The sequence below is a fragment of the Pseudomonas fluorescens genome (genome assembly GCF_018614655.1).
Classification (GTDB): Bacteria; Pseudomonadota; Gammaproteobacteria; order Pseudomonadales; family Pseudomonadaceae; genus Aquipseudomonas; species Aquipseudomonas fluorescens_BX.
On record NZ_JAGGOG010000011.1, the window covers coordinates 328,578 to 344,054 of the forward strand.

The 15,477-nt window shown below is 57.7% G+C and carries 17 protein-coding genes; 13 read left to right on the plus strand and 4 right to left on the minus strand.

All coding sequences use genetic code 11. The annotated features are described in order from the left end of the window. The first annotated feature begins 1 nt into the window (after position 1). From J7E41_RS11860 to J7E41_RS11890, 7 genes are all read left to right on the plus strand, one after another. Complete coding sequence (locus J7E41_RS11860) at positions 2–1,144, plus strand: FAD-dependent monooxygenase (protein WP_214993077.1); 1,143 nt, start codon at positions 2–4, stop codon at positions 1,142–1,144. Between the two features lie 2 nt (positions 1,145–1,146). Continuing rightward, on the plus strand, positions 1,147–1,464 hold the full coding sequence (locus J7E41_RS11865) for a hypothetical protein (protein ID WP_214993080.1): 318 nt from the start codon (positions 1,147–1,149) through the stop codon (positions 1,462–1,464). Between the two features lies 1 nt (position 1,465). After that, positions 1,466–1,693: a recombinase-like helix-turn-helix domain-containing protein gene (locus J7E41_RS11870; RefSeq protein ID WP_169355062.1), complete on the plus strand. Its 228-nt coding sequence runs from the start codon at positions 1,466–1,468 to the stop codon at positions 1,691–1,693. 22 nt (positions 1,694–1,715) lie between these two features. Next, positions 1,716–2,750 (plus strand): aromatic ring-hydroxylating oxygenase subunit alpha, encoded by a 1,035-nt coding sequence (locus tag J7E41_RS11875; protein WP_214993083.1) that lies wholly within the window; start codon positions 1,716–1,718, stop codon positions 2,748–2,750. After that, on the plus strand, positions 2,747–3,172 hold the full coding sequence (locus J7E41_RS11880) for a RidA family protein (RefSeq protein WP_214993086.1): 426 nt from the start codon (positions 2,747–2,749) through the stop codon (positions 3,170–3,172). The genes J7E41_RS11875 and J7E41_RS11880 overlap by 4 nt, the downstream gene beginning before the upstream one ends. A 3-nt stretch (positions 3,173–3,175) precedes the next feature. Further along, on the plus strand, positions 3,176–4,135 hold the full coding sequence (locus tag J7E41_RS11885; protein ID WP_214993089.1) for a PDR/VanB family oxidoreductase: 960 nt from the start codon (positions 3,176–3,178) through the stop codon (positions 4,133–4,135). A gap of 923 nt (positions 4,136–5,058) precedes the next feature. Then, on the plus strand, positions 5,059–6,288 hold the full coding sequence (locus tag J7E41_RS11890) for a hypothetical protein (protein WP_214993091.1): 1,230 nt from the start codon (positions 5,059–5,061) through the stop codon (positions 6,286–6,288). Positions 6,289–6,335: 47 nt separating this feature from the next. Here J7E41_RS11890 and J7E41_RS11895 read toward each other — a convergent pair whose 3' ends face one another. The 3 genes from J7E41_RS11895 to J7E41_RS11905 form a co-directional block, all read right to left on the minus strand. Further along, positions 6,336–7,064, minus strand: coding sequence for a TorF family putative porin (locus tag J7E41_RS11895; protein WP_214993093.1), 729 nt, complete (start codon positions 7,062–7,064; stop codon positions 6,336–6,338). A gap of 100 nt (positions 7,065–7,164) precedes the next feature. Next, positions 7,165–8,907, minus strand: a complete 1,743-nt coding sequence (locus J7E41_RS11900) for an amidohydrolase (protein WP_214993095.1) — start codon at positions 8,905–8,907, stop codon at positions 7,165–7,167. A gap of 126 nt (positions 8,908–9,033) precedes the next feature. After that, positions 9,034–10,038 (minus strand): helix-turn-helix transcriptional regulator, encoded by a 1,005-nt coding sequence (locus J7E41_RS11905; protein ID WP_214993097.1) that lies wholly within the window; start codon positions 10,036–10,038, stop codon positions 9,034–9,036. Between the two features lie 272 nt (positions 10,039–10,310). On the opposite strand from J7E41_RS11905, the gene J7E41_RS11910 reads away from it, so the two are divergent. From J7E41_RS11910 to J7E41_RS11920, 4 genes are all read left to right on the plus strand, one after another. Beyond that, complete coding sequence (locus tag J7E41_RS11910) at positions 10,311–11,879, plus strand: sensor domain-containing diguanylate cyclase (RefSeq protein WP_214993099.1); 1,569 nt, start codon at positions 10,311–10,313, stop codon at positions 11,877–11,879. Positions 11,880–12,479: 600 nt separating this feature from the next. Next, complete coding sequence (locus J7E41_RS28065; RefSeq protein ID WP_251029451.1) at positions 12,480–12,707, plus strand: response regulator transcription factor; 228 nt, start codon at positions 12,480–12,482, stop codon at positions 12,705–12,707. A gap of 32 nt (positions 12,708–12,739) precedes the next feature. Further along, complete coding sequence (locus tag J7E41_RS28070) at positions 12,740–12,904, plus strand: response regulator transcription factor (protein WP_353049401.1); 165 nt, start codon at positions 12,740–12,742, stop codon at positions 12,902–12,904. Between the two features lie 72 nt (positions 12,905–12,976). Next, positions 12,977–13,951: a hypothetical protein gene (locus J7E41_RS11920; protein ID WP_214993102.1), complete on the plus strand. Its 975-nt coding sequence runs from the start codon at positions 12,977–12,979 to the stop codon at positions 13,949–13,951. A gap of 137 nt (positions 13,952–14,088) precedes the next feature. On the opposite strand, the gene J7E41_RS11925 is transcribed toward J7E41_RS11920, so the two are convergent. Then, positions 14,089–14,250: a hypothetical protein gene (locus tag J7E41_RS11925; RefSeq protein WP_214993105.1), complete on the minus strand. Its 162-nt coding sequence runs from the start codon at positions 14,248–14,250 to the stop codon at positions 14,089–14,091. A gap of 275 nt (positions 14,251–14,525) precedes the next feature. Here J7E41_RS11925 and J7E41_RS11930 point away from each other — a divergent pair, with 275 nt between their 5' ends. Beyond that, positions 14,526–14,780, plus strand: a complete 255-nt coding sequence (locus J7E41_RS11930) for a hypothetical protein (protein ID WP_214993107.1) — start codon at positions 14,526–14,528, stop codon at positions 14,778–14,780. A gap of 235 nt (positions 14,781–15,015) precedes the next feature. Next, on the plus strand, positions 15,016–15,465 hold the full coding sequence (locus tag J7E41_RS11935) for a low affinity iron permease family protein (protein ID WP_214993110.1): 450 nt from the start codon (positions 15,016–15,018) through the stop codon (positions 15,463–15,465). The last annotated feature ends 12 nt before the right edge of the window (positions 15,466–15,477 follow it).

Consider the following 15,477-nt stretch of genomic DNA (forward strand, 5'->3'; position numbering starts at 1 on the left):
CATGTCTTCCCTGAACATTGCGATTGCCGGCGCCGGCATTGGCGGCCTGACCGCCGCTATCGCCCTGCACCGCGCCGGTCACCAGGTCACCGTATTCGAGCAGTCCAAGGCATTCCTGCGGGTCGGTGCCGACATCAACCTCACGCCCAACGCCGTGCGGGCCCTCGATGGCCTGGGCGTCGGTGCGGCGGTGCGTATTCCCGCCGCGCGGCCAACGCACCGCATCAGCCGGATGTGGGACAGCGGTGAGGAAACCTCGCGCCTGGAAATGTCCGACGCTGCCGAACAGAAGTACGGTGCGCCGCAACTGACCATTCACCGCGCCGACCTGCTGGCCGCCCTGGCCGAGGTGTTCCCGCTGTCACAGGTGCAGTTTGCCAAGCGCGCCGAGCGTGTGGTGCAAGGCGCTGACGGTATCGACCTGCACTTCAAGGATGGCAGCCGGCACCGCTGCGACCTGTTGATCGGTGCCGATGGCATCCACTCCGTGGTGCGCAGTGCGCTATTTGGCGACGAACACCCACACTTCACCGGCGTGGTGGCCTACCGTGCGGTGGTGCCGGTCGAGCGTGTGGCTCACGTTCCGAATATCCAGGCGTTCACCAAATGGTGGGGCCCTACCCCACAGAGCCAGATCGTCACCTTCCCGCTGAACCAGGGTAAGGATATTTTCATCTTCGCCACCACCGCCCAGGACAGCTGGCACGAAGAGTCCTGGACCAGCGCAGGTGATGCCGAAGAACTGCGCAGTCATTACCAGGCGTTCCACCCCGACGCCCGGGCCCTGCTCGACGCCTGTACTGAGGTGCTCAAGACTGCGTTGTATGAACGCGACCCGCTACCCTTCTGGTCTCAAGGCGCGATCACCCTGCTTGGGGATGCCTGCCACCCGATGATGCCGTTCATGGCTCAAGGTGCCGGCCAAGCTATCGAGGACGCCGTGGTGCTTGCCCGTTACTTGCAGGATCTGCAGGACCCAGCCTCCATTGAGGGTGCACTGCAGGCCTATCAACAGGCGCGGCTGGAACGCACCAGCCAGATCCAGATCGGCTCACGAGGCAACCAGTGGCTCAAGGACGGCGGCAATGCCGACTGGGTCTACGGCTACGACGCCTGGACCGTACCTACCGAGCGTGCGGCCTGACCATGAACGAAATCTTACTGGTCACGGTGCTGCTCAAGCACGACCAATCTAAAAACCTGGAAGACATTCAGGGCCACATGAAGCAACAGGACTGGTGGGAGCGCTTTCCGCCCCAGGGCGTCGAGGTGGTGTCGTGGACCGTGGCCATGGGCCTGGGCCAGATCGTCACCCTGCGCCTGGCGCCCAGCCTGCTGCCCAGCCTCAACGTCGAGCTCGAACGCTCGGCCTGGGGCGTGTTCAGCACTGAAGTTTTCCCTACTTACGACTTTATCCCCGTGCGCGAAATGATCCGCGAACGGGTACGCAACGGAGGTCAATGAGATGAGCACAACCGAACCCTACCTGCAGCCCCATCAGGCGCGCAAACGGCCCAACACCCAGTTCGAAGAATTGCTGGGAGACTCCATCGAGCGGGCCTTTGGCAATGGCGTAACGGAGCTGCCTGCACTGCTCGCGCACCTGAACCTGGCCGGCCCGCCCTGCCCGCTGACCACCGGAGAGTGGACGCCAGAAGCCTATACAACCCTGATGGCCCGGTTGGGCGAATGACCCGACAGAGGTAATGATAAAAATGAACGCGCACTTGACCGTCGACCCTGCTGAACACCTTCTCGCCAATGGTTTGAAAAACCTTTGGTTCCCCGTGCTGCCCAGCGATCAACTGGGAGAAAAACCGGTTTCAATCCGTCGCCTGGGCTACAAGATCGCCCTGTGGCGTGACAACGATGGCAGCGTCCACGCGCTGGAAGACCATTGCCCTCACCGCGGTGCTCCGTTGTCCCAGGGCCCGGTACTGGGCGACCGCTTGCAGTGCCCCTATCACGGCGTTGAAGTGCGTTGTGACGGCACGGTCACCAAAGTCCCGGGCAGCCCTGGCTGCAAGCTTGAGGGCAGCCGGCCGACGCGGATGTTCCACACCCGTGAAGCCGCGGGGGCCATTTTTCTCTACAACGCCGCCGAGCCTAACGTGGAGCAACCCCCAGAGTTGATCCTGCCGGAGCAACTGACCTCCCCTGAGTGGAGCAGCTTCGTCTGCTACACCGAGTGGAAAGGCGATTACCGTTACGTGATCGATAACGTCATGGACCCGATGCACGGCACCTACCTGCACAAAATGTCCCACTCGATGAGCGAAGGCGAAGCCACCGCCAAGTTCGTCACCCGCGACACCGACCAGGGATTCTTCTTCGAAAAGGAAGGCCAGCGCGGGGTGAACTTCGACTGGACCGAGTTCATGGACAACGGCTGCCATTGGCTGCGCCTGGAAATTCCGTACCCGAAGACCGGCGGCCCGGGCGGCAACTTCACCATCATCGGCAGCTACACCCCCAGCAGTCGTTCCCTGGCGGCCGTGTTCCACTGGCGCTGCCGCCCATTGACCGGCTGGCAGCGTGACACCTGGCGCTTCCTCTACAAAAACCGTCTGGAGGCGCGCCACTGGGCGGTTCTGGAGCAAGACCGGGTGCTGCTGGAGTTCATGGAGCCTGACGCCAACCAGCGCGAAAACCTCTACCAGCATGACTTGGGCGTGGTGCGGCTGCGCCGTTACCTGAAGAACGCAGCCAAGGCGCAGTTGGAGCTGATCGACGCGAAGCAGTTGTCATGAGCTACACCGTGCAGCAGGTAGAGGCCGACGCCGTACGTGAGCCGGCCAACGCCACGTGGTCCAACGCGTTGCTGATCGGCAACGAGGTGGTGATGTCCGGCATGACCGCCCACCCGGCCACGCAGCAGGATCCGACGCTGGACTGCTACGCCCAGACCCTGATCGTGCTGGGCAAAATCCGCGCATTGGTCGAGGCCGCTGGCGGACATATCGGCACGATCTACCGGCTCACGGTGTACCTCACTGACATTGCCGACAAAGACCAGGTCGGCCGTGCCCGGCGAGACTTTTTCGCCGGGCAGGCATTGTTTCCGACGTCCACGCTGGTGGAGGTCAGTAGCCTGGTGTTCCCTACATTGCGGGTCGAGATCGAGGCCGCAGCCCGGCTGGATATTGACCTGCGTACTGCCCCAAAGAGGTGAACGATGTCCAAACCCTCCCTGCTCACCGCGCGCGTACAGGCGCTGCGCTATGAAGCCGAAGGCATCATCAGCGTTGAATTGCGGCCCTTGGGCGACACGGTGTTCGCCCCGTTCGAGGCCGGTTCGCACATCGACCTGCACCTGGCCAATGGCCTGGTGCGCAGTTACTCCCTGCTCAATTCGCCCCGCGATCAGGGCCGCTATGTCATTGGCGTGCTGCGTGATCGCAACAGCCGTGGCGGCTCGGAGTACGTCCATAGCCAGTTGCGGGTAGGCATGCAGCTGTCGATCTCGGCGCCGCGCAACAACTTCGCCCTGGACCTGAACGCCAGCCACAGCGTGCTGGTAGCCGGCGGCATCGGGATCACGCCGATCTACTGCATGTTTCGCCAGTTGCTGGCGCTGGGTAAATCCGCCGAACTGATCTATTGCGCCCGCTCCCGCCAGGAAGCCGCGCTGGTGGAAGATCTGGGCGGCCTCAACGCCAGGGTGACGTACCACTTCAATGACGAAAAGGGGACGTTCCCTGACTTGGCCATCTACCTCGCCGGCCAGCCAAAGGACACGCATTTTTATTGCTGTGGCCCAACGCCCATGCTCGATGCCTTCGAAAGTACCTGCGAGGAGTTGGGTTACCCACATGCCCATATCGAACGCTTTGCGGCAGCCGAATTGCCGCCCTCGCAAGACGCACAACATGGCTACAGCGTCGAGTTGAAAAAGTCGGGCAAGACGCTGTCAGTCGAGCCGGGATTGAGTTTGCTGGACGCCTTGCTGCAGGTTGGTTGCGACATCGACTACAGCTGTCGCGAAGGGGTTTGTGGCTCCTGTGAAACCCGTGTATTGGAAGGTGACATCGACCATCGCGACGGGGTGTTGACCAAGGCCGAGCGCGCGGCAAATCGGTCGATGATGGTCTGCGTTTCTGGCTGCAAGAGCCAGCGGCTGGTGCTTGATCTCTGACACCAATCACCTGTTGTTTGCCCTGTAACCGCTGCCGAGGCATGAGGCTGCGATAAGGGCCGAAGGACCTTCAGCGGTTTCAAGATCCTGACGACTGCTGCGCAGCCGATCGCAGGCTGCGCCAGCGGCTACAGGTGATCGACACATTCCCTGTGATCGACACGGCTCTGTAGCCGCTGCCGAGGCACGAGGCTGCGATAAGGACCGCAGGACCTTCGGCGGTTTCAAGATCCTTACGACTGCTGCGCAGCCGATCGCAGGCTACGCCAGCGGCTACAGGTGATCGACACATTCCCTGTGATCGACACGGCTCTGTAACCGCTGCCGAGGCACGAGGCTGCGATAAGGGCCGAAGGACATTCGGCGGTTTCAAGATCCTGACGACTGCTGCGCAGCCGATCGCAGGCTGCGCCAGCGGCTACAGGTGATCGACACATTCCCTGTGATCGACACGGCTCTGTAGCCGCTGCCGAGGCACGAGGCTGCGATAAGGACCGCAGGACCTTCGGCGGTTTCAAGATCCTGACGACTGCTGCGCAGCCGATCGCAGGCTGCGCCAGCGGCTACAGGGAGTTGGGTGGTTTCAAATGCCTCACTAATACCCAACCCCGCACTGACACTGTGCAAACCGGTGACGCAATAAAAGCCGTGTTTCACCGGCGACACAGAAAAATCTGTTTCCCATATAAACAACTGTTTTTAAAAGAGTATTTATATGAAAACTGCGATTCCAATGACTGGCACAGTTCCTGCTCTACCTCTTGAGAGTTCATAGGCCATACGGCGTATCACACTCGAAACAATAAAAATAACCAGCGCTTAAATACGGCAAGACCTCACCCGCAATTTTTTATTGCCCCATCAGGCAAGCGGGAAAGTGTTGCCAAAAACAAGCCGTGACCAACTTCACAGGTGGGATCAAGATGAAAAACCAGGTCGTCTGCGTGGGATTAATGTGTATCAGCTGTGCCAGTTTTGCCGCAGAGCCCATCCCGTCCGAACCGGTGCGCACCAACGCCGCCAACAAGCCCTTTCCCCATATTGCCTGGCGCAGTGATGACGGCCAGAGCAGCCTGGACATCGGTGGCGCCTTGCGAACCAACTACCGTGACGAGCACTGGGACACCACCGAGAACAACGGACGGTTCTTGTTCGATACCTTCCGTCTCGACGTGCAGGCCACCTACAAAAACCTCTACAGCGACATCGGCTACTGGTTCCAGGACGATGGCAAACGCTCCATCGATCGCGGCTTCGTGGCTTATCGCCTGAACGAGAATTCCAACCTGCAACTGGGCGCGCCCTTCAAACCGTTTGGCCTTGAGCCCTATCCACAATTTGGCTGGAGCTACCACATCCCGTTTTTCATGGGCTATGGTTCCAGCGCTGGCTCAGGCCTCAAATACAGCTACAAGGACCAGGACTGGGACGTGCAACTGGCCTACTTCCCACGTATGTTGCCCTCGAGCATTCGCTACTCACCGGAAGTCGGGCGCTACTCAGACCTCGACGACAACGCCATTGCCTTTACCCAATCAGGCCAGGACAACGAAAAGCACAACCAGCTCAACGCCCGGGTTGCCCGTCGCTTCACCAGTGGCGACTGGAAGACCGAAATCGGTGCCTCGCTGGCCACCGCCCAGCTGTACAACGCCACCACCAAGGACGACGGTGATTACTGGGCCGGTGGGCTCCACGCAATCATCAACAGCGGAGCCTGGACCGTCACCACCCAAGGCATTCGCTACGAGTACGACCCGAAAAACCCGGCCGGTGTCAGCAAAGACTCGGTGCTCATGGGCGGCAACGGCCTGACCCCGGCCTACCTCATCGCCTCCAAAGCGACTATTGCTTCGTTGAATATCAGCTACGACATCAACACGCCCAAGCTCGGCCAGTTGAAGAAGATCAAGCTCTATAACGACTACAGTCGGTTGATGAAAGACAAAAGCGGTTGGGACGACTCACAGATGTACACCGTCGGCGCGCAATTTCTGGCGATGCCGATCATGGCTTGGGTCGACTTTACCTGGGCCAAAAATGCCAACCCCTATGGCGGCGCGGAAAACGGTAGCGGCTTTACCAATACCAGTTCGGTGGGCAGTAACGAGTGGTATTACCGCACCAACGTGAACATTGGGTATTACTTCTAGCGCTGGCAAATGGGTGCTTATGTGGCGCTGCTGGTTTGGAATTGGACTTAGAACGTCTTGCTGGCACTGGCCACGACAGTGGCTGTGCACAGGTCACCATAGCCGAACCAGCCCGCGCATTCGCTTTTCGACAGATCAGTATCTATATAGCTGAGGCCCCAGGTCACGCCCACGAAATCATGGGTCAAGGCGACTTCCCACTCGTGGTAGGCATCGCGGGTAGCGCCACGGGTAGACCAAAAGGCCGGATCCTTAACGTCGTTGTGCCCATAACGCAGTTTCAAGCCGAGCTCGCCCGGCAAGGTGGTGGTGTAGCCGAGGTAGGTGTAGAGGGTGGCCTGATTGTCGCCGAAGGCATTCGGTGTATCACCGGAGTAATACGCGCCGAGCTGCACACCATAGGTGTCGAGGATCGCGTAGAGCTCGCTCAGGTTGAACTGGCTTTCCTTGGGATAGCTGTACTTGATGTAACCCAGATCGAGGCTGATGGCATCGGTCATCTGCCAGTTGTAGCCCGCGTAGTATTCAAACTCTTCGCGTGTCTTGAAGTCATCGCCAAAATCGACATTCGAGGTCCAGACGCCAGCATACAGGCCGCTGCTGTGTAACAGCGTGGCGCCCACCTGCGCCGCCGGATCACCCAAGGTCTGCGAGATGCCCCGGGTGCGATAGTCGCTGACGGTGGCCAGGCTGATCTGCAGGTTGACGTCATCATTGAGTGGCAGCGCCTGCGTGGTCAGTGGCACCAACACAAGAATGGCTGAGAGTGCTTTCATGGGTATCTCTTATTTTTATGAGTGAGCGGGGAAATTCGGGCACAACCGTGCCAAGCGCCTCGCAGCGCGAGAGGCTGTGCTATTCAGGAAGGGTCGATCGTCAGGACGCGGGCGCGTAGACCTGTTTGCCCGCGAAGAAGGTCTTCAGCACCTTGGTGTCGAACAGTTCGTCGTCGCTGACCTTGAACACATCGCGATCAAGGATGATCAGGTCAGCCTGTTTGCCGGGTGCCAGCGAGCCAATCTGCTGGTCCAGGCGCAGGGCTTTGGCGGCATTGAGGGTGTAGGCGTAGAACATGGTCTGGCGATCAATGCTTTCCTTGGCGTTCAACACCCCGAGCGGGCCTTTTCGCGTGCTGGCCTGGGCAATGGCATTCCACGGGTTGGGGCTGGACACCGGCCAATCACTGGCCCCGGCAATCATGGCGCCGGCCTTATGCAAGGACTGCGCGGGATACTGGTAACGGTAGGCAAAGGCACTGACATAGGGTTTGACCAGCTTCACCGTGTAATCCTCACCGGTGGCCCAGAGCAGTTGCATGGACGCAATCACACCAAGCTGCTTGAAGCGCGCAAACTCCTTGGGGTTGACCAGTTGCAGATGGCTGATGCTATGGGGCATTGGCGTCGGATCGAGCTGGCGCGCATATTCAAAGGCATTGAGTGACTCACGCACCGCGCGATCGCCAACGGCATGCATGTGCACGATCCAGTCGCGCTTTTGCGCTGCCACCACCAGCTCGCCAAAATGCGCCGGGTCGATTAACAACTGGCCACTTTTCAGGCTGTTTTTGAACGGGTCGATCACCGCAGCGGTTTGCCCTGGAAACTCCATGATGCCGTCTGCAAAGACCTTGATGCCCGGAAAGGTCAGGTTGGGCACGCCCTCGAATTTTTTCATCACCTTGGCCAGTACTTCCAGGTCGGCGGGTTTGCTTTTCGGGTTGGTAATCAGCAATGCGGCGACATGCGCGCTGAGCTCGCCCTTCTCCGCCAGTTCGCGGTAGAGCGGCAGCACACCGTAACTCTGTTCCGTTGCCGTGAAATCAAACAGCGAATCGCCTTGGCCCGCATTCGACGCCGCGTCCATCCAGGCGGTGACGCCATATTGATTATTGACCTGCACGGCCAGGCGGGCAGCCTTCAACATGATCTCGGCGCTGGGCGCTGGAATCTGGCTGCGCACCTGGTCCCAACGGGACTCGGCAAAATAACCATTGGGCGTGAAGTCCGCCTCGTGGCCTACGTAGCCGATCTCCGCTTCCGGCAGGCTTTTCACCAGCGCAGCATCAATTTTCAGGCGCTTGAGCATGGCGCTGTTGGCCCAGCCGGTGTGACCGTCAATCCCACTCAGCACCAGCGGCTGTTCGGCCCAACGGCCCTGATTGAAGCGCTTGCCAAGTTCCTTGCTCTGTTGCCAATAGGCCGAGCTGACTCCGGCGATGCTGACCACGTCCCCTGCCCTCGCGTTGCCCGCCTGGTCCTGTTCGATGATCCACTGCTCAAGCGCGGGTAGCGGTTTGACCTCGTCCAGCAAGTTCGCGCCCAGGCTATCAAAGGCTGCGACCACCGGATGGCTATGGCTGTCAATCATGCCCGGCATCAGCACCTTGCCGGCCAGATCGATACGTTGTGTATGGTCGTCGGCCAAGGCCGTGATCTCAGCATCGCTGCCCACTTTAAGAATCTTACCGTCTTGCACTGCCACCGCCTGAACCAATTCTTGACCGGACTCGGCGGTGAATACCTTGCCGTTGAACAGCACAAGGTCAGCGGCGGCTATCGCGTGCACCGAGGAAAACGCCACAGCGGCAGCCAACAGGCTTGGAATAAATCGTTGCATCGGAACACTCTCTTGTTTTTATCGGGAGGCTTGGGATAGGCATACCCTATAGAGAGCGACCAAAGAACGGACCTCCACAAATGAGGAGGGGTAAGGCAATTAGCTGAAATACCGAGGCGGCCACCTCTAATCGCGACGAGCAACCGAACGCAACACGGAACCTAGCTCCACTTTGCTTTTGACCCCCAGTTGCAGGTAGCAGTTGCGCAGGTAGGTACGCACCGTCGCCGGGCTCAACGAGAGCATTTTGGCGATTTCCTTGTAGGAGTGGCCGGCGGCGAACAGCATCGCGGCGGTGCGCTCGCGTGGCGCTAGCACTGCCCCGCCCGACGGCACCTCAAGTGACAGAATCACTTGCTCTGCATGGGGACTGAGTGTCAATGACGAACGGCCCAGGCGCACCACGCTCGGTGCAGTGTGCAGTTGCGCGATCAGCGGATCAGGCAGCATTGAACCGCTCCAGCCGGGCGATTCACGCTCAATGGCAGCGCACAGCCTGGCCCCTACATACAACAGGCTGCCGTCCAGACGGGCGACACCGAAGTCGGTCGCCCCGTTGTCCGTGTCGAAACGGATCATGTCCTGCACCTGAAACCGCCACAACTGCAACAGGTGATCACAGAAGGCCGAAAACAGACCGTCCTCTGTCTCGTTGAAAGCGGGCGCACCAAGGCCACGGTAGAGACAGACAAAGAACATCAGACCGCTTTCAGGCAGTTCGAAGGTGATGCACATCAGGTGGTAGAGGTCATGGCGCCGTGCAAACACATTCACCTGCTCGTCAGGGTCGGTGAACTCACTGTCGCGCACGACCTTGCCCGGCCGATTCAGCGTGTCATGGGCGAAACTGTCGCGGCCGGCAATGGTGCTCCATTCGGCGGCAAACGACTCAGGCAGGTTGATGCGCCCGTGCATCCAGCTTTGCGGCGCAGCCTTGGCGTCCGCGCTGGACATCTCGCCCCACCAAGCCGAGGTGAACGGTACCAGTCGACGAAATGTCTGCAGGCCCTCGGCGATGAAATGAGAGCCCCCGCGTGATCGAGCAAGGCGGGCAAGCTGGAGCACGCAAAGGTTGAATACGTTGAGCATTTCCAGCGGTGGCTTGACGCTGTAGTCATCACCCTCCTCCATGGTTCCCAATTCCGTCTGATGGTCGGCGGGCTGAGGTTACCATTGGGCTGCGCTGAAAACACCGACGAGTGCCTATCCATCCTGCCCTGCTATACCCTGCAGAACAGGTCGCTGTATGCTTTTTTGCTCACACGAGCCTAATTCCACAGGCTATGCAGATCTTCCTGCGCTATACCACTGAAGAGGCACGAAAGTATTTTCCCGATTAAGTCTTCTCTTGAACGATCAAAAGGCCGCGCGCGCTACACGCGCCAGCCATAGAAGGACACCCGATGCTCGGACGCGAACAGCCAACGCCCAAGGACGACAACGCCACTGAGCCAGACTCCGCAAAAGCGGTGCGGGCGAGAACGACTTTTCGACTCACCGTGAGCTTCATGCTGGTGGTCGTCATTGCGTTCATCGCCGTTGAGGGTTGGCGGACATGGCGTGACTATCGCTCAGCCTTCGCCTCTGCCCAGGACTCCGTGACCAACCTGGCGCGTGCGACGGCCCAGCATGCCGAAGACGCCATTCGACAAGTCGATGTGCTGACTGCCGCCCTCAGTGAGCGGGTGGAAAGCGACGGATTGCAAGGCATCAATGTACCTCGCATTCACCAGCTACTGGTCCAGCAAACCCAAATAATGCCGCAGCTTCATGGGCTGTTTATCTACGGCCCTGACGGTCAGTGGGTGGTGACGGACAAAAGCGTGACCCCGGACACCGCGAACAATGCCGACCGCGATTATTTCCAGTATCACCGCACCCACGATGATCGGAATGTACATATCGGCGAAGTCGTCAGAAGCCGGTCCACCGACGAACTCATCATTCCCATCTCTCGCCGATTGAACAACGCTGATGGCTCCTTCGCAGGCGTTCTGCTGGGGACGATCAAACTCAGTTACTTCGTGGATTACTACGGCGACTTCAAAATCGATGACAAGGGTTCTCTGGTTTTAGCCATGCGTAACGGCACCATCCTGGTACGGCGCCCGTTCATCGCATCCGTAGTCGGTAAAAGCTTGGCGGACAGCGAGATATTCAAAAGCTACTTGCCGGTTTCCAACGCAGGCGTCGCTGAGGTCAAAGCCGTCATCGACGACACCGATCGGCTTTACGGTTATAGAGCATTGACCACCTACCCCCTCGTCGTAGAGGCAGGGCTTTCTCGTGAGTCCATCATCGCACCCTGGCGGCACGACCTCTGGAAAACCGGATTTGTGCTGGTGTTTTTGATTGCCGTGCTCGCCATATTCGGACTGATCGTCTTGAGCCAGCTACGTCAAAGAATGTTGGCGGAAAAAGCGTTACGCCACGCCCATCAAGCCATGCAAGATATGGCGATGACCGACAGCCTCACGGGGTTGAGCAATCGCCGGCGGCTGGACACCGTACTGATTGAAGAAATTCGTCTGGCCAGGCGCCAGGGATCGTTCCTCGCCTTGATCATGCTCGATGTCGATTACTTCAAACGCTATAACGACACCTATGGACACGCCGCCGGCGATGAGTGCCTGAGCGCAGTGGGTCAGGCGATTGCGCAAGCCATCAAAAGACCAGGGGACTTGGCGGTCAGGTATGGCGGAGAGGAATTTACCGTGTTACTCCCAAACACAAACAATGCGGGGGCAACGGTGGTCGCCAACGATATTCTGGAAGCCATTCGAGCACTGAAAATCGAGCACGCCGGACATCCTCTCGGGTACATCACCGCCAGTGCTGGTATCACGGCAAGCCATCCAGCCACAGAACAGGTCACCCCCGGCGACTTGCTGAAGTCGGCTGACGCGATGCTCTACCTGGCCAAGCAAAAGGGTCGCAATGGCTGGTGCTCCACCGATCAGTCTGCACTCTGATTTCAAAACACAAGCCGACGGTGTTTTCATGAAAAGCAAAAGCGAAGCCAATCCTGAATGAGAGATGAAAGCTGTCAGGCCTTATGGTAACTGTCGCTCGATGACAAGAAGGATGATGAGTAAAGCGTAGAAGAACGTTGTCGATACCTGCCTGGTTGTCCTCTCTATCAGGGGCAAACGGCTTGAGTTGAATTTGTTTATTACCAAGTAAATGAACGGGCATTACAGATCGCATAACAATTCGGCAAATAGGCCGTTCCTGGGTCCTGGCGTCCCAGGTCAAATCTGCTATTCGCCGCGCTTTTTTTGCATTCCCTCAAACGCTGGCTACGATCAGGTCATCACGCGAAGAGACCCCCACTCAACGCTATCACTGCGACTTCGTTGTCGCCTCCATGACGCATGGCTCAGGTGCGGCTGACTTAATGGACTGGACACGTACCTCGTCCACAGTTTCGGTCTGTTGAGATAAATCTTCCAAAGGGAATTGTCTTAGATGGATCTGTCTTTGTTTGGCGCCCACAGCGCGGATGCCATACAGGTGTCTCACGATCTGTTCACCGTTCATTTATGACCCGGGAGCGAGATCTCCCGCAGCGTTTGACCAAACGCGAACATGAAGTTGTTTCATTGATTGGGCAGGGGCTGGACTGCAGACGCATCGCTGAAGCGCTGGGCATTGCCTATTTCACAGTCAGAAAGCACCGATCCAATATCCTCTACAAACTGCTACTCAACAGTGCAGCGCAACTGGCTGCCTATGCCGTCCTGGCGACTGCACCGAGCATTCTCCAGGACCGGGTTTCGGATCCGCCTGGACTGCCCTGAGTCACCGTCAAAAACAGATTTCCGGTCTTGTGGTGAGCGGCTTGTCCAGCAAGGAAATCGGGAGAGCCCTGGGGATCAGTCCACTCACCGTGCGCAAACACCGACGCAATATCTTCGGTTTGCTACACGTGCGCTCGGTAGCCGAACTGGCAGGACAAATCAGTACTCTTGAAACAGACACTACCCCATCGGAGTGATTCTGCTCCCTGGATCAGCAGCGTAATTTCGAGATGTCGCGGTACTCGCCGTGACGCCACAGGAGAATCAAAATGTCCACGGAAACGATCGTCGTCTATATCGACCTGGCTCAAATCGATGCCCAGAAAAGCAACAACTACAGTCTCTACCTTGCGAAAAAGGTCAATGGCGCATTCACCATTATCTGGCAATCAAGAGGAGTGCTCGCCACTGTTGGCACCCCGAGCTACGAATACAAAAACACCTTCGATATCGCACTGCCGGCGTACCAGCTGAACTACGGCAACATCACCGAGACGGAGGGCGCTATCTCCTTCACCTCCGGTGGCAAGGCTGTGCCAATCGAGCTGGGGCAAAAGGTCAGCCTCAACGAAAAGGGCCTGTTCGGTGCACCGAAAAACGGGGGTACAGCTGGAGCACTGCTGGTCGATAATAAACTGGCCGGTAACCCTCATGAAATATTGAACGACAGCGATGGCAACCCTGTTTTCATCAACCGCGTCAGCGGCATGGACATCGGCACGGCGGAACTGACACCGGTGGATGAGTATCAAGTATGGTTCGACAGCTACCAGGCCACCGGCACAATCATCGCGCACAATGCCAGCAACCCGGCAACCGTCACGTTCAGCGGCGGCACGGTCAGCAAGACAATCAACTACACCTCGGCAGGCAAATGGGAGGATGGGGAACCTGCGTCGTTAGAACTGGACATCGAAGCCTCGGCACCCGGCGAAACCATCGCAGTCATTGTTGCGGCCACGTTCAGCGCAGCGTTGACGGCAGGGGCAGTTACCTACCTGCTGAACAAGCTGATCGCAAAGTTCAGCTCGAGCCTGAAGCCCAGCAAAATTAAGACGTCCCTCGGTTCATTCAAGCTGGAAGTGACCTTCTGCGAACCAAAAAATCGAGGATTGAGGCTCGGACTTAATATCTATGAACAGGCCGTCAACAACGCCCTTCAAGTCGCCGTTAAGGAGGATCCATCGAGCTTTACCAATGAGACATGGACCTTGAGCGATACACAGGCCGAGGCGAACTTTTAGCCCAACTGAAATGGCGGTTGGCCTAAGCGACCAACCACAAAAAAGCCACTCGTTTGAGTGGCTTTTTTGTGAATCGTGGAGCGGAAAACGAAACTGCATATAGCGTTCAACCAATTGAATATAAGATTTTTATCCCGCTACTTACCTTCCGGTGAGTTTTCCTGTGAGCGGCCCTCCTGCATTTGCACCGAGGACTTCGTCCCAGGGGTATTATCCTTGGTTGTATTATCTGAACTGTCGAAACAGCCGTGCAGCATCAGCAAGCCGCACAAACCGAGGCAGGCATAAAGCTTTTTCATCACTGTTCTCCTTGAGGACGTGGCTCGTGCAGGGGGCAGCCGTTGTGCTGCACCCTAAGGAAATTTCCGTCACCATGATTTATCTGTCCGGAAGTACTCAGCGTATGTTCAAGAAATCAGCACCGCAGCTGACGAACGGTTACGTCCTATGAGCGCTCGCTCTGCGCGCCGGTAACCGGCCAGTGCGTTCAACGCTTGCCATTACCCTGCCATTATTTACGAAGATATTTTTTGAGCTAGCCTTCTTGTGTTCAGACTTCTTGCCCGGTGAACTGATGGACACGCTAACCAAAGCAGAAATTGAAATCGCCCTTTCAACGCGCCTACCTAACTGCGCCGTCAACTGCGTGATCAATCCGGATGGCAGCCTGTCGGTAACCGTATTGGCCAGTGATGCAGATCAGTTCACCATCGCAAACATCAATCGCGCCCAGTATCACGGAGAGCCTGGGATCAATCGGCTCATCCGTGAAATATTGGAGGAAATGGTGATCTCCAGGCAGTCGACCCGACGTTCATCTGTGGGGTAATTGATGCCTACCCAAGAATGCCCGTGTGGTGACCTACTGCGTCAACACTCTGCGGACCCAATATGCCAGCAATCGTGTTTAAGGTAGCCGAGGGTAGAAGCGGCGACTGACATGATCATCCCTCCTGCGCGCGTGTTCTTTTCCTGATCGGTTCTTGTAAAGAAGGCCCGATTTGTAAAAAGAATTTCTGGATTTCAGTGCGGTCTACGGAAGACCACAACAGGAGTTACCCATCATGAAGTTCGCGAAATTCTGCCAAGCACTGTCCAACCGGGCGGGTAGCTCCAAGACCTTTCTGGTGGCCGTAACGCTAATCGCTATATGGGCGGTTACCGGACCTTATTTTCACTATAACGACACCTGGCAATTAATCATCAATACTTCAACAACGATCATCACGTTCCTGATGGTTTTCCTGATTCAAAATACCCAAAATCGCGACAATGACATTCTGCACTTGAAGCTCGACGAACTGATTCGTGCGACCAAGGAAGCACAGAACGCGACCTTGTCTCTGGATGAACTGGGGTCGCGGGACCTCCGGAAACTGCGCGAGGAATACAGTGATCTGGGCCAAACCGCTCGCCTCGGCGACATCACGCCAGAAGCACCCAACGTAGCGCCGCACGAGACGACGCTCGCCGTGCAAGTGCCTGTGGCCAACCCTGGGACGAAGCCTGAATGAGCAGATGTCAAC

Excerpts from the sequence above, each read along its gene's own strand:
- J7E41_RS11905 (WP_214993097.1), bottom strand. The coding sequence starts at position 10,038 with ATGGAGGAGGGTGATGACTACAGCGTCAAGCCACCGCTGGAAATGCTC.
- J7E41_RS11885 (WP_214993089.1), top strand. The coding sequence starts at position 3,176 with ATGTCCAAACCCTCCCTGCTCACCGCGCGCGTACAGGCGCTGCGCTAT.
- J7E41_RS11880 (WP_214993086.1), top strand. The coding sequence starts at position 2,747 with ATGAGCTACACCGTGCAGCAGGTAGAGGCCGACGCCGTACGTGAGCCG.
- J7E41_RS11930 (WP_214993107.1), top strand. The coding sequence starts at position 14,526 with ATGGACACGCTAACCAAAGCAGAAATTGAAATCGCCCTTTCAACGCGC.
- J7E41_RS11935 (WP_214993110.1), top strand. The coding sequence starts at position 15,016 with ATGAAGTTCGCGAAATTCTGCCAAGCACTGTCCAACCGGGCGGGTAGC.
- J7E41_RS11895 (WP_214993093.1), bottom strand. The coding sequence starts at position 7,064 with ATGAAAGCACTCTCAGCCATTCTTGTGTTGGTGCCACTGACCACGCAG.
- J7E41_RS11865 (WP_214993080.1), top strand. The coding sequence starts at position 1,147 with ATGAACGAAATCTTACTGGTCACGGTGCTGCTCAAGCACGACCAATCT.
- J7E41_RS11870 (WP_169355062.1), top strand. The coding sequence starts at position 1,466 with ATGAGCACAACCGAACCCTACCTGCAGCCCCATCAGGCGCGCAAACGG.
- J7E41_RS11920 (WP_214993102.1), top strand. The coding sequence starts at position 12,977 with ATGTCCACGGAAACGATCGTCGTCTATATCGACCTGGCTCAAATCGAT.
- J7E41_RS11900 (WP_214993095.1), bottom strand. The coding sequence starts at position 8,907 with ATGCAACGATTTATTCCAAGCCTGTTGGCTGCCGCTGTGGCGTTTTCC.
- J7E41_RS11860 (WP_214993077.1), top strand. The coding sequence starts at position 2 with ATGTCTTCCCTGAACATTGCGATTGCCGGCGCCGGCATTGGCGGCCTG.
- J7E41_RS11890 (WP_214993091.1), top strand. The coding sequence starts at position 5,059 with ATGAAAAACCAGGTCGTCTGCGTGGGATTAATGTGTATCAGCTGTGCC.
- J7E41_RS11910 (WP_214993099.1), top strand. The coding sequence starts at position 10,311 with ATGCTCGGACGCGAACAGCCAACGCCCAAGGACGACAACGCCACTGAG.
- J7E41_RS11875 (WP_214993083.1), top strand. The coding sequence starts at position 1,716 with ATGAACGCGCACTTGACCGTCGACCCTGCTGAACACCTTCTCGCCAAT.
- J7E41_RS11925 (WP_214993105.1), bottom strand. The coding sequence starts at position 14,250 with ATGAAAAAGCTTTATGCCTGCCTCGGTTTGTGCGGCTTGCTGATGCTG.